We start from the raw sequence: 12,623 nt of genomic DNA on the forward strand, positions 1-12,623 counted from the left end.
ATTGTGGTGGTGAAGACGAAAGACCCGAAAGTTCGTACGACCACAAATTCACATATCCGAATTAGCCAAGAGTGTTCCTAAGACATTCTGGCAACAGAATTTCTTGACGACCATAGAGCATTGGAACCACCTGATCCCATCCCGAACTCAGCAGTGAAACGATGCATCGCCGATGGTAGTGTGGGGCTTCCCCATGTGAGAGTAGGTCATCGTCAAGATTCATTTCGCAAAACCCCTATCTGCGCGAGCAGGTAGGGGTTTTGTCTTTTCCGCGTTTCTAAGCCAACGCCGGCTCTGTTGTGCAACACGCAGCGTGGGGGCGGGGGATCGTGTCGCCTGCGGAAAATGTGACCCGAACATCGATACAGTTCCTCATAATGGCCGTCTCCCACAATTCGAGTCGGAACACTAGAATAGAGCCGACGCATCCATTCAGAACCCCTTTATGCCCAACCCTGTCGATCCCGAAGCGCTTGCACAGCTGCCGCTGGACGAACTCGTGGCCTGCCACGAGTGCGACCTGCTGATGCGCAAGACCACGCTGCAACATGACGAGAAGGCCTTGTGCCCGCGCTGCGGCTACGAGCTGTACGCTCATCGCCACAACCTGATCAACCGTAGCCTGGCCCTGGTCCTGACCGCCCTGCTGCTGTACGTGCCGGCCAATTTCCTGCCGATTATGCAATTGCACCTGCTCGGCCAGACCTCCGACGACACCGTCTGGAGCGGTGTATTAGGCCTATACAACTCAGAGATGCGCGGCATCGCCGTGGTGGTGTTCCTGTGCAGCATGGCCATCCCTTTGCTCAAGCTGCTCTGCCAGCTGATGGTGCTGTTGAGCATCCGCCTGGATGTTGGCCGCAGCTATGGTCTGCTGATCTATCGTATCTATCACCACCTGCGTGAATGGGGCATGCTCGAGGTCTACTTCATGGGCGTGCTGGTGGCCATCGTCAAGCTGGTCGACCTGGCCGAGCTGAGCATCGGCCTGGGCCTGTTCTGCTTCATCAGCCTGTTGCTGGTGCAGGTATGGCTCGAGGTGGTCATGTCGCCACACCAGATCTGGGTGGCCTTGTCGGGGGAGGATGTCCATGCGGGCGATTGATGCAGGCATCCTGGTCTGCAATGAATGTCACCAGCTGAACCGCCAGGAGCCGGACAGCACCTCGCAGGCTTGCACCCGCTGCGGCGCGGTGGTGCATGCCCGGCGGCCCAACAGCATCGTGCGCACCTGGGCGCTGCTGATAACGGCCATGGTGCTCTATATCCCGGCCAATGTGCTGCCGATCATGACCGTCAGCGCGCTCGGCCAGGGCAGCCCGGACACCATCATGTCCGGCGTCATCACCTTGATGAAGCACGGCATGCTGCCGATCGCCGCTGTGGTGTTCATCGCCAGCATCCTGGTGCCGACCTTCAAGCTGGTCGGCATCGCCCTGCTGCTGTACTCGGTGCAGCGCCACCAGCCGCTCTCGGCACGTCAGCGCATCCTGATGTACCGCTTCATCGAATTCATCGGTCGCTGGTCGATGCTGGACATCTTCGTCATCGCCATCCTGGTCGCGGTGGTGAATTTCGGGCGCATCGCCAGTGTCGAAGCCAACCTGGGCGCCGTCGCCTTCGCCACCGTGGTGATCCTGACGATGCTCGCCGCTTTAACTTTCGATCCCCGACTGATCTGGGATAACACGGAGTCGGATGACGACCATGAGTGATTTGCCTACGGCTAAAACCCGGCCTGCTTCGAATTGGTCGGCCATCTGGATCCTGCCGCTGATTGCCCTGGCGATCGGCGGCTGGCTGGCCTGGCAGGCCTATCGCGATGCTGGTATCGAGATTCAGGTGCGCTTCGAGAGTGGCGAGGGCATCGTCGCCAACAAGACCGAGGTCATCTACAAGGGCATGTCGGTGGGCAAGGTCACCGCCCTGGTGCTGGATGACAAGGGTGACAACCGTGGCGTTGTCGCCACCATCGAGATGCGCAAGGAGGCGGGCCCGCACCTGACCAAGGGCACGCGTTTCTGGCTGGTCAAGCCAAGTGTCAGCTTGGCGGGTATCTCGGGCCTGGAGACGTTGGTCTCGGGTAACTACATCGCCGTTGATCCCGGGGAGGGGGAGCCGACCAAGCGTTTCACCGCGCTCAAGGAAGCTCCGCCGTTGTCCGATTCCGAGCCGGGCCTGCACCTCACCCTCAAGGCCGAGCGCCTGGGCTCGCTCAATCGTGACAGTCCGGTGTTCTACAAACAGATCCAGGTGGGGCGGGTGAAGAGCTATCGCCTGTCCGAGGACCAGGGCACGGTGGAGATCAAGGTGTTCATTGCGCCCGCTTACGCCAGCCTGGTACGTAAACACACGCGGTTCTGGAACGCCAGCGGGGTCAGCATCGACGCCGACCTGTCCGGCGTGAAGGTGCGCACCGAATCGCTCTCGAGCATCGTTGCCGGCGGCATCGCCTTTGCCACGCCAGAGAACCGCAAGGACAGCCCGCCCACCGACCCAAGCCTGCCGTTCCGTCTTTACGAAGACTTCGATGCCGCCCAGGCCGGTATCCGGGTCAAGGTCAAGCTGAGCGATTTCGAGGGGTTGCAGAAGGGCCGTACACCGGTGCTGTACAAAGGTATCCAGGTGGGATCGCTGAAGGAACTGAAAGTCGAAGGCGACCTCTCCACGGCCATGGCCGAGCTGACCATGGATCCCCTGGCCGAGGACTACCTGGTTGAAGGCACTCAGTTCTGGGTGGTCAAGCCGTCCATCTCCCTGGCCGGCATCACCGGTCTCGAGGCCTTGGTGAAGGGCAACTACATTGCCGTGCGCCCGGGTGAGCCAGGTGCCAAGCCGCTGCGCGAATTCGAGGCGCGTCCCAAGGCGCCGCCGCTGGACCTGAAGGCGCCGGGCCTGCACATGGTGCTGTTCGCCGACACCCTGGGTTCGCTGGAGGTAGGCAGCCCGGTGATGTATCGCCAGGTGCGGGTGGGAAGCGTGCAGAGTTACCAGTTCGCTCGCAACAGCAAACGCATCCTGATCGGCGTCCATATTGAGAAGGAGTACGCCAACCTGGTAAACGGCTCCACGCGCTTCTGGAATGCCAGCGGCATCACCCTGACCGGCGGGCTGTCGGGCATCCAGGTCAAGAGCGAGTCGCTGCAGACGCTGATGGCGGGTGGTATCGCCTTCGATACGCCGAAACCGGATGTGCCGCTCAAGCGCCGTATTCCGCGTTTCCGCCTGCACGAGAGCCAGGATGCGGCCAACCGTGCCGGTACCTTGATCACTATCCGTGTCGACCGTGCCGAAGGCTTGAAGCCGGGCACGCCGATCCGTTTTCGGGGCCTGGATGTGGGCAGTGTCGAGAGCGTCGACCTGACCGCTGATCTGCAGGCCGTGGTGCTGCGTGCACGGATCACCCAAGCGGCCGAGCGTATCGCCCGTGCCGGCACCCAGTTCTGGGTGGTCAAGCCGGCCTTGGGCCTGGTGCGTACCCAGAACCTCGACACCTTGATCGGCGGCCAATATTTGGAGGTGTTGCCGGCGCTCAAGGACAAGGGGCCGCAGCGTGACTTCATCGCCCTGAGTGATGCGCCGGAGGTGAAAGGCGAGGAGGTCGGCCTGCCGCTGACCCTGAGCGCGGCGCGCCGCGGCTCGATCAAGCCGGGTGTGCCGGTGACCTATCGAGAGGTCACGGTGGGCAAGGTCACCGGCTTCGAGTTGGGGCAGACCGCCGACCGTGTGCTTATCCACATCCTGATCGAACCGCGTTACGCCGGGCTGGTTCGTGGCGGCAGCCGTTTCTGGAACAGCAGCGGGTTCGGCTTCGACTGGGGGCTGTTCAAGGGCGCCACGGTGCGCACCGAGTCGGTGGAGACCCTGATCGAGGGCGGAATTGCCTTCGCCACCCCGGACGGCGAACAGATGGGTAACCCGGCGCGGCCGCAGCAGACCTTCGCCTTGTTCGACAAGGCCGAGGATGCTTGGCTGGAGTGGGCGCCGAAGATTCAGATTGGTAAGTGATCGAACGGTTGGCCTGGTACCTGGAGCGGCCTTGTGTCGCGAAAGGGCTGCACGGCAGCCCCAGGATTTCAGTGCAGACGCACAATCGCCGGGGCCGCTTTGCGGCCCTTTCGCGACGCAACGCCGCTCTTACAGATAGAGGAGTGTGGAGAGAAATCACAGGTATAAAAAAACCGACCCTAGGGTCGGTTTTTTCGACAAGAACGTCGCTTAGGCAGCTGCAGCTTCTTTCAGCGCCTTGATGTGGCCATTCAGACGGCCTTTGTGGCGAGCAGCTTTGTTCTTGTGGATGATACCTTTGTCGGCCATACGGTCGATTACAGGTACAGCCAGAACGTAAGCGGCTTGCGCTTTTTCGGCGTCTTTTGCGTCGATGGCTTTGACTACATTCTTGATGTAGGTGCGGACCATGGAACGCAGGCTGGCGTTGTGGCTGCGACGCTTCTCAGCCTGTTTTGCACGTTTCTTGGCGGAAGGTGAGTTGGCCACCGTCGAGCTCCTCGAAAGACTTTAGGTAAATAGCAAACAAAATAGGCCGCGAATCATGCCGATGAGTCGAGCGGATGTCAAGGCCACCTGCAGGGTTCCGCCGAGTGGTGAGCCAGCAGGAGGGAAATATTCCTTTCTGCCGCACGACCTGTAAACTCGGGAATTTTTGGCTCCCCTGCGAAGGCGCGGGAGTATCGCACATTCGGACGCTGTCTGGCAGCGCCCTCTGTCCCTGGCGTGAAATTTTTCGATGAACCTGCTCAAATCCCTGGCCGCAGTCAGCTCCATCACCATGATTTCCCGGGTGCTCGGCTTCGTGCGCGATACCATCCTGGCACGGGTGTTCGGCGCCGGCATCGCCACCGACGCCTTCTTCATCGCCTTCAAACTGCCCAACCTGTTGCGGCGGATCTTCGCCGAGGGGGCCTTCTCCCAGGCCTTCGTGCCGATCCTGGCCGAATACAAGACCCAGCAGGGCGAGGAGGCAACCCGCACCTTCATCGCCTATGTGAGCGGCCTGCTGACCCTGGTCCTGGCCCTGGTCACGGTGATCGGCATACTTGCTGCGCCGTGGGTGGTCTGGGCCACCGCGCCGGGCTTCGTCGACAGCGCGCAAAAGTACGAGCTGACCACCGCGCTGTTGCGGGTGACGTTTCCTTATATATTGCTGATCTCGTTGTCGTCGCTGGTCGGCGCGATTCTCAATACCTGGAACCGCTTCAGTGTGCCGGCGTTCACGCCCACGCTGCTCAATGTGGCGATGATCGCCTTTGCCGTGCTGCTGACGCCGTACTTCGACCCGCCGATCATGGCCTTGGGCTGGGGCGTGCTGGCCGGTGGCCTGGCGCAGCTTTTGTACCAGCTGCCAGCGCTGAGGAAGATCGGCATGCTCGTGCTGCCACGCCTGAACCTGCGCGACAGCGGCGTGTGGCGCGTGCTCAAGCAGATGCTGCCGGCCATCCTCGGGGTGTCGGTGAGCCAGATTTCGCTGATCATCAACACCATCTTCGCCTCGTTCCTGGTGGCAGGCTCGGTGTCATGGATGTACTACGCCGACCGTCTGATGGAGCTGCCGTCCGGTGTGCTCGGCGTGGCCCTGGGCACCATCCTGCTGCCGACCCTGGCCAAGACCTATGCCAACAAGGATCGCGAGGAGTACTCGCGGATCCTCGACTGGGGCCTGCGCCTGTGCTTCCTGCTGGTGCTGCCCTGCACCCTGGCCCTGGCCATCCTTGCCGAGCCGCTGACCGTGGCGTTGTTCCAGTACGGCAAGTTCACCGCCTTCGACGCTGCCATGACCCAGCGCGCGCTCATCGCCTATTCGGTGGGCTTGCTGGCGATCATCCTGGTCAAGGTGCTGGCACCTGGCTTCTATGCGCAGCAGAATATCCGCACGCCGGTGAAGATCGCGGTCTTCACCCTGGTCTGCACCCAACTGTTCAACCTGGCCCTGGTCGGCCCGCTGGCCCATGCCGGGCTGGCCCTGGCCATCAGCCTGGGCGCGTGCCTGAACGCCGGCCTGCTGTTCTGGAAACTGCGCAGCCAGCAGCTGTTCCAGCCGCAGCCGGGCTGGATGCCGTTCCTGCTCAAGCTGGTGCTGGCCGTGACCCTGATGTCGGGCGTGCTGCTGCTGGGCATGCATTACCTGCCGGCCTGGGAGCAGGGCAACATGCTTGCGCGCTTCCTGCGTCTCGGGGCGCTGATTGCCGCGGGCGTGGTGACCTACTTCGGCTGCCTGTTCCTGTGCGGGTTCCGCCCACGGCATTTCGCCCGCAAGGCGTTGCATTGAGGCGCATGAGGGGTCAGGCGTCGGTTTTTCGCATTCCATGCCCCCTGGGGGCGTTGCTGCCTGTCACCAGCGCCCGGGTGTGGTTATAATCGGCCACTTTATGAGCAAGAAGCGCGTTATGCAGCTGGTTCGAGGTCTTCACAACCTGCGCCCCGAGCACCGGGGCTGTGTCGCCACCATTGGCAACTTCGACGGGGTCCACCGCGGCCACCAGGCGATCCTCGCACGCCTGCGCGAACGCGGCCAGGCGCTGGGCCTGCCCACCTGCGTGGTGATCTTCGAGCCGCAGCCGCGCGAGTACTTCGCCCCGCAGAGCGCTCCGGCGCGCCTGGCCCGCCTGCGCGACAAGGTCGAGCTGCTGGCCGGCGAGGGCATCGACCGGGTCCTGTGCCTGTCGTTCAACCAGCGCCTGAGCCAGCTCAGCGCCGAGCAGTTCGTCAAGGCGGTGCTGGTCGATGGCCTGGGCGTGCGCCATCTCGAAGTGGGTGACGACTTCCGCTTCGGCTGCGACCGCGCCGGCGACTTCGCCTTCCTCACCGAGGCCGGCAAACGCCACGGCTTCACCGTCGAGGCGGCCAACACCGTGATCCAGGACGGCCTGCGGGTCAGCAGCACCGAAGTGCGCAAGGCCCTGGCCGAAGGCGACTTCGAGCTGGCCGAGCACCTGCTGGGCCGTCCGTACCGCATCACCGGGCGCGTGCTGCATGGCCAGAAGCTGGCCCGCCAGCTCGGCACCCCCACCGCCAACATCCAGCTCAAGCGCCGTCGCGTGCCGTTGTCCGGGGTCTACCTGGCCAGCATCGAAATCGACGGCAAGGCCTGGCCGGGTGTCGGCAATATCGGAGTGCGCCCCACCGTCGCCGGTGACGGGCGTCCTCACCTGGAGATTCATCTCCTGGACTACGCCGGCGACCTGTATGGCCGGCGCCTGACGGTGGAATTCCACCACAAGCTGCGTGAAGAGCAGCGTTTCGCCTCCCTGGAGGCGCTGAAGTCGGCGATCGACGCGGACATCGCCGCCGCACGTGCCCACTGGCACGCTCAACCGCTAACGAAGAGCCTGAAATGACCGACTACAAAGCCACGCTTAACCTTCCGGACACCGCCTTCCCCATGAAGGCCGGCCTGCCTCAGCGCGAACCGCAGATCCTGCAGCGCTGGGACAGTATTGGCCTGTACGGTAAGCTGCGCGAGATTGGCAAGGATCGTCCGAAGTTCGTCCTGCACGACGGCCCGCCCTATGCCAACGGCAAGATCCACATCGGTCATGCGCTGAACAAGATTCTTAAGGACATGATTGTCCGCTCCAAGACCCTGTCCGGTTTCGACGCGCCGTATGTGCCGGGCTGGGACTGCCACGGCCTGCCGATCGAGCACAAGGTCGAGGTCACCCACGGCAAGCACCTGACTGCCGACCGTACCCGCGAGCTGTGCCGCGAGTACGCCGCCGAGCAGATCGAAGGGCAGAAGACCGAGTTCATCCGCCTGGGCGTGCTGGGCGACTGGGACAACCCGTACAAGACCATGAACTTCGCCAACGAGGCCGGTGAGATCCGCGCCCTGGCCGAGATGGTCAAGCAGGGCTTCGTGTTCAAGGGCCTCAAGCCTGTGAACTGGTGCTTCGATTGCGGCTCCGCCCTGGCTGAAGCCGAGGTCGAGTACGCCGACAAGAAATCCCAGACCATCGACGTCGCCTTCCCGGTGGTCGATGCCGACAAGCTGGCCGCCGCCTTTGGCCTGGGCGCGCTGGCCAAGCCCGCCGCCATCGTGATCTGGACCACCACCCCGTGGACCATCCCGGCCAACCAAGCGCTGAACATCCACCCGGACTTCAAGTACGCCCTGGTCGATACCGGCGAGCGCCTGCTGGTGCTGGCCGAAGAGCTGGTCGAGTCGTGCCTCAAGCGCTACAACCTGGAAGGCTCGATCATCGCCACCGCTCCAGGCTCGGCCCTGGAACTGATCAACTTCCGCCACCCGTTCTACGACCGCCTGTCGCCGATCTACCTGGCCGACTACGTCGAGCTGGGCGCCGGTACCGGCGTGGTGCACTCCTCGCCAGCCTACGGTGAAGACGACTTCGTCACCTGCAAGCGCTATGGCATGGTCAACGACGACATCCTCACCCCGGTGCAGAGCAACGGCGTGTATGTCGAGTCGCTGCCGTTCTTCGGCGGCCAGTTCATCTGGAAGGCCAACCCGGCCATCGTTGAAAAGCTCAGTGAAGTCGGTGCGCTGATGCACACCGAGACCATCAGCCACAGCTACATGCACTGCTGGCGCCACAAGACCCCGCTGATCTACCGCGCCACCGCGCAGTGGTTCGTCGGCATGGACAAGCAACCGAGCACTGGCGAGCCGCTGCGTGAGCGCGCGCTCAAGGCCATCGAAGAGACCAAGTTCGTTCCGGCCTGGGGCCAGGCGCGCCTGCACTCGATGATCGCCAACCGCCCGGACTGGTGCATCTCGCGTCAGCGCAACTGGGGCGTGCCGATCCCGTTCTTCCTCGACAAGCAGACCGGCGAGCTGCACCCGCGCACCGTCGAGCTGATGGAAGAAGTCGCCAAGCGCGTCGAGCAGGAAGGCATCGAGGCCTGGTTCAAGCTGGACGCTGCCGAGCTGCTCGGTGACGAGGCCGGCCAGTACGACAAGATCACCGACACCCTCGATGTGTGGTTCGATTCTGGCACCACCCACTGGCACGTGCTGCGCGGCTCCCACGACATCGGCCACGCCACTGGCCCGCGCGCCGACCTGTACCTGGAAGGCTCCGACCAGCACCGCGGCTGGTTCCACTCCTCGTTGCTGACCGGTTGCGCCATCGACGGCCACGCGCCGTACCGCGAGCTGCTGACCCACGGCTTCACCGTGGACGAGAACGGCCGCAAGATGTCCAAGTCGCTGGGCAACACCATCGAGCCGCAGAAGGTCAACGACACCCTGGGTGCCGACATCCTGCGCCTGTGGGTCTCGGCCACCGACTACTCCGGCGAGATGGCGGTTTCCGAGCTGATCCTGCAGCGCAGCGCCGATGCCTATCGCCGCATCCGCAACACCGCGCGCTTCCTGCTTTCCAACCTGTCCGGCTTCGACCCGGCCCGTGACCTGCTGCCGGCCGAAGACATGCTGGCCCTGGACCGTTGGGCGGTCGACCGCACCCTGCTGCTGCAGCGCGAGCTGGAAGAGCACTACAGCGAGTACCGCTTCTGGAACGTCTACTCGAAGATCCACAACTTCTGCGTGCAGGAGCTGGGCGGCTTCTACCTCGACATCATCAAGGACCGCCAGTACACCACCGGCGCCAACAGTGTTGCCCGCCGCTCGTGCCAGACCGCGCTGTACCACATCAGCGAGGCGCTGGTGCGCTGGATCGCGCCGATCCTGGCGTTCACCGCCGACGAGATCTGGCAGTACCTGCCGGGCGAGCGCAACGAGTCGGTGATGCTCAACACCTGGTACCAGGGCCTGGCCGAGCTGCCGGCCGACGCCGAGCTGGACCGTGCCTACTGGGATCGCGTGATGGCCGTTAAAGCCGCGGTCAACAAGGAGCTGGAAAACCAGCGTACCGCCAAGGTCATCGGCGGCAACCTGCAGGCCGAAGTCACCCTGTTCGCCGAAGAGGGCCTGACCGCCGACCTGAACAAGCTCGGCGACGAGCTGCGCTTCGTGCTGATCACCTCGGCCGCCAGCGTGGTGCCGTTCGTCCAGGCGCCGGCCGATGCCGTGACAACCGAAGTCGAAGGACTCAAGCTGAAAGTGGTCAAGTCCGGCCATGCCAAGTGCGGCCGTTGCTGGCACTTCCGCGCCGATGTGGGCAGCCACCCGGAGCATCCGGAGATCTGCGCCCGTTGCGTCGACAACCTGAGCGGTTCGGGTGAGGTGCGCCACTATGCCTAATGCTCCTGCAGGGCGCTTCGGGCGCCTTGCCTGGCTCTGGCTGAGCCTGGTGGTCCTGGTCCTTGACCAGGCCACCAAGCTGTACTTCGACAACGCGCTGACCATGTACCAGCAGATCGTGGTCATTCCCGACTACTTCAGCTGGACCCTGGCCTACAACACCGGCGCCGCGTTCAGCTTCCTGGCCGACAGCTCCGGCTGGCAGCGCTGGCTGTTCGCGCTGATTGCCGTGGTGGTCAGTGCCGTGCTGGTGGTCTGGCTCAAGCGCCTGGGGCGCAACGAGACCTGGCTGGCCGTGGCCCTGGCCCTGGTGCTGGGCGGCGCGCTGGGTAACCTGTACGACCGCGTCGTGCTGGGCCATGTGGTCGACTTCATCCTGGTGCACTGGCAGAACCGCTACTACTTCCCGGCCTTCAACCTGGCCGACAGCGCGATCACCGTGGGCGCGGTGATGCTGGCGCTGGACATGTTCAAGAGCAAGAAGTCCGAGGAAGCCGTCCATGACTGAGACCCGCATTGGCCAGAACACCGAAGTCACCCTGCACTTCGCGCTGCACCTGGAAAACGGCGACACCGTCGACAGCACCTTCGACAAGGCCCCGGCCGTGTTCAAGGTCGGCGACGGCAACCTGCTGCCGGGCTTCGAGACGGCCCTGTTCGGCTTCAAGGCCGGTGACCAGCGCAAGCTGACCATCGCCCCTGAGAACGCCTTCGGCCAGCACAACCCGCAGAACGTGCAGGTGATGCCGCGCTCGCAGTTCGAAGGCATGGAGCTGTCCGAAGGGCTGCTGGTGATCTTCAACGACGCCGCCAACACCGAGCTTCCAGGCGTGGTCAAGGCGTTCGACGACAACCAGGTGACCATCGATTTCAACCATCCACTGGCTGGCAAGACCCTGAGCTTCGAGGTGCAGATCCTCGACGTGAAGGCCGTGTGAGCCTGGAGCCGAGCATGCAAATCAAACTCGCCAACCCGCGCGGCTTCTGCGCGGGGGTCGACCGGGCGATCGAGATCGTCAACCGCGCCCTGGAAGTCTTCGGCCCGCCGATCTACGTGCGCCACGAAGTGGTGCACAACAAGTTCGTGGTCGAGGACCTGCGCAACCGTGGCGCGATCTTCGTCGAAGAGCTGGACCAGGTGCCGGACGACGTCATCGTCATCTTCAGTGCCCACGGCGTTTCCCAGGCCGTGCGCCAGGAAGCCGCCGGCCGTGGCCTGAAGGTGTTCGACGCCACCTGCCCGCTGGTGACCAAGGTGCATATCGAGGTTGCCAAGTACAGCCGCGATGGCCGTGAGACCATTCTCATCGGCCACGAGGGGCACCCGGAAGTCGAAGGCACCATGGGCCAGTACGACGCTAGCAACGGCGGTGCTATCTACCTCGTCGAGGACGAGGACGATGTCGCCAGGCTGCAGGTGCGCAACCCTGACCACCTGGCCTTCGTCACCCAGACTACCCTGTCGATGGATGACACCAGCCGGGTGATCGACGCCCTGCGCGAACGCTTCCCGAACATCGGCGGCCCGCGCAAGGACGACATCTGCTACGCCACCCAGAACCGCCAGGATGCCGTCAAGCAACTGGCCGACGAGTGCGACGTGGTATTGGTGGTCGGCAGCCCCAACAGCTCCAACTCCAACCGCCTGCGCGAGCTGGCCGAGCGCATGAGCACACCGGCCTACCTGATCGACGGCGCCGAGGACCTGCAACGCAGCTGGTTCGACGGGGCCGAGCGCATCGGCATCACCGCCGGGGCCTCGGCGCCCGAGGTGCTGGTGCGTGGCGTGATCGACCAGCTCAAGGCCTGGGGCGCGACCGGCGCCGAAGAGCTCGACGGGCGCGAGGAGAACATCACCTTCTCCATGCCCAAGGAGCTGCGGGTTCGCTCGATCTGAGTCAGTCCGGTGCACAGCGGCGGCCCTCGTCGCTGCGCAGGCTGACCCGGCCACTGGGGCTGAGCACCACCTGATGACGGCTGTCGAGGGTGGTGCGCGGGCAGATGTCCAGCGTGGTGCCGACGAAGCCCACCCCCAGCGGCGCCCCCCGGGCGCTGAACCTCACGACCCGGTACGAGGTCGTGGCAATCTTCAGCGGCCTGTGCAGGCGATGTTCCTGTAACCGTTCGCCATCCTGTTCCAGCACCACCCGCCAGCCTTTGCCCCAATCTTCCTCCAGTGGCCTGACCAGCACGGCCTGGTGTCTCAGCGCTGCCTGGTTGCGGGCGCCGCGCAGGGTCTGCGCCAGCTCCCTGGCCACGGCACCGACGTAAAGCTCATCGCTGAACTTGCTGTAGGCCGATATGCCCTGGTGTGTCAGAAGGCTCAGCACGCCTAGTGCGAACATCATTTGTATCAGTGTTACGCCTTGTTGCCCCACGCTGCATTCCTCCCTGGAAGTGCTTCTCTGTAGCTTCCAGGGTGCCTGGCAAGGGCGCCAGT

At 63.8% G+C, this 12,623-nt stretch carries 11 protein-coding genes and 1 rRNA gene; 10 read left to right on the forward strand and 2 right to left on the reverse strand.

Annotated elements, in window-relative coordinates; genetic code table 11:
• Positions 1-102: 102 nt before the first annotated feature.
• The 4 genes from rrf (at position 103) to K5H97_RS04255 (ending at position 4,008) form a co-directional block, all read left to right on the forward strand.
• Positions 103-218, forward strand: a 5S ribosomal RNA gene (gene rrf / locus K5H97_RS04240).
• 227 nt (positions 219-445) lie between these two features.
• A complete protein-coding gene (locus K5H97_RS04245; RefSeq protein ID WP_028689910.1) occupies positions 446-1,105 on the forward strand; it encodes a paraquat-inducible protein A in 660 nt (219 codons plus the stop codon).
• Positions 1,092-1,715, forward strand: a complete 624-nt coding sequence (locus K5H97_RS04250) for a paraquat-inducible protein A (RefSeq protein WP_028689909.1) — start codon at positions 1,092-1,094, stop codon at positions 1,713-1,715. Before K5H97_RS04245 ends, K5H97_RS04250 begins: the two co-directional genes overlap by 14 nt.
• Positions 1,708-4,008: a PqiB family protein gene (locus tag K5H97_RS04255; RefSeq protein ID WP_028689908.1), complete on the forward strand. Its 2,301-nt coding sequence runs from the start codon at positions 1,708-1,710 to the stop codon at positions 4,006-4,008. The genes K5H97_RS04250 and K5H97_RS04255 overlap by 8 nt, the downstream gene beginning before the upstream one ends.
• A gap of 210 nt (positions 4,009-4,218) precedes the next feature.
• Here K5H97_RS04255 and rpsT read toward each other — a convergent pair whose 3' ends face one another.
• On the reverse strand, positions 4,219-4,497 hold the full coding sequence (rpsT, locus tag K5H97_RS04260) for a 30S ribosomal protein S20 (protein WP_023533220.1): 279 nt from the start codon (positions 4,495-4,497) through the stop codon (positions 4,219-4,221).
• A 250-nt stretch (positions 4,498-4,747) separates the two neighbouring features.
• Between rpsT and murJ the strand changes: the two genes are divergently transcribed.
• The 6 genes from murJ to ispH all read left to right on the forward strand — a co-directional run bounded on the left by murJ (position 4,748) and on the right by ispH (position 12,080).
• The gene (gene murJ, locus K5H97_RS04265) at positions 4,748-6,286 is read left to right on the forward strand and encodes a murein biosynthesis integral membrane protein MurJ (RefSeq protein WP_028689907.1); all 1,539 of its coding nucleotides are present in this window, start codon (positions 4,748-4,750) and stop codon (positions 6,284-6,286) included.
• A gap of 118 nt (positions 6,287-6,404) precedes the next feature.
• A complete protein-coding gene (ribF, locus tag K5H97_RS04270) occupies positions 6,405-7,355 on the forward strand; it encodes a bifunctional riboflavin kinase/FAD synthetase (protein ID WP_028689906.1) in 951 nt (316 codons plus the stop codon).
• Entirely contained in the window at positions 7,352-10,183 is a 2,832-nt protein-coding gene (gene ileS, locus K5H97_RS04275; RefSeq protein ID WP_028689905.1) for an isoleucine--tRNA ligase, read from the forward strand. The genes ribF and ileS overlap by 4 nt, the downstream gene beginning before the upstream one ends.
• On the forward strand, positions 10,176-10,691 hold the full coding sequence (gene lspA / locus K5H97_RS04280; protein WP_028689904.1) for a signal peptidase II: 516 nt from the start codon (positions 10,176-10,178) through the stop codon (positions 10,689-10,691). Before ileS ends, lspA begins: the two co-directional genes overlap by 8 nt.
• Entirely contained in the window at positions 10,684-11,121 is a 438-nt protein-coding gene (gene fkpB, locus K5H97_RS04285; RefSeq protein WP_028689903.1) for an FKBP-type peptidyl-prolyl cis-trans isomerase, read from the forward strand. The genes lspA and fkpB overlap by 8 nt, the downstream gene beginning before the upstream one ends.
• 14 nt (positions 11,122-11,135) lie before the next feature.
• The gene (gene ispH / locus K5H97_RS04290; RefSeq protein WP_028689902.1) at positions 11,136-12,080 is read left to right on the forward strand and encodes a 4-hydroxy-3-methylbut-2-enyl diphosphate reductase; all 945 of its coding nucleotides are present in this window, start codon (positions 11,136-11,138) and stop codon (positions 12,078-12,080) included.
• Position 12,081: 1 nt separating this feature from the next.
• On the opposite strand, the gene K5H97_RS04295 is transcribed toward ispH, so the two are convergent.
• Positions 12,082-12,531 carry a GspH/FimT family pseudopilin gene (locus K5H97_RS04295; RefSeq protein ID WP_051555643.1) on the reverse strand — a complete coding sequence of 150 codons (450 nt, stop codon included), beginning with the start codon at positions 12,529-12,531 and terminating at the stop codon, positions 12,082-12,084.
• Positions 12,532-12,623: the final 92 nt, after the last annotated feature.

The sequence above is a fragment of the Pseudomonas mosselii genome, from assembly GCF_019823065.1.
GTDB classification, from domain to species: Bacteria; Pseudomonadota; Gammaproteobacteria; order Pseudomonadales; family Pseudomonadaceae; genus Aquipseudomonas; species Aquipseudomonas mosselii.

Excerpts from the sequence above, each read along its gene's own strand:
- K5H97_RS04295 (WP_051555643.1), bottom strand. The coding sequence starts at position 12,531 with ATGATGTTCGCACTAGGCGTGCTGAGCCTTCTGACACACCAGGGCATA.
- fkpB (WP_028689903.1), top strand. The coding sequence starts at position 10,684 with ATGACTGAGACCCGCATTGGCCAGAACACCGAAGTCACCCTGCACTTC.
- lspA (WP_028689904.1), top strand. The coding sequence starts at position 10,176 with ATGCCTAATGCTCCTGCAGGGCGCTTCGGGCGCCTTGCCTGGCTCTGG.
- ispH (WP_028689902.1), top strand. The coding sequence starts at position 11,136 with ATGCAAATCAAACTCGCCAACCCGCGCGGCTTCTGCGCGGGGGTCGAC.
- K5H97_RS04255 (WP_028689908.1), top strand. The coding sequence starts at position 1,708 with ATGAGTGATTTGCCTACGGCTAAAACCCGGCCTGCTTCGAATTGGTCG.
- K5H97_RS04250 (WP_028689909.1), top strand. The coding sequence starts at position 1,092 with ATGCGGGCGATTGATGCAGGCATCCTGGTCTGCAATGAATGTCACCAG.
- K5H97_RS04245 (WP_028689910.1), top strand. The coding sequence starts at position 446 with ATGCCCAACCCTGTCGATCCCGAAGCGCTTGCACAGCTGCCGCTGGAC.
- ribF (WP_028689906.1), top strand. The coding sequence starts at position 6,405 with ATGCAGCTGGTTCGAGGTCTTCACAACCTGCGCCCCGAGCACCGGGGC.
- murJ (WP_028689907.1), top strand. The coding sequence starts at position 4,748 with ATGAACCTGCTCAAATCCCTGGCCGCAGTCAGCTCCATCACCATGATT.
- ileS (WP_028689905.1), top strand. The coding sequence starts at position 7,352 with ATGACCGACTACAAAGCCACGCTTAACCTTCCGGACACCGCCTTCCCC.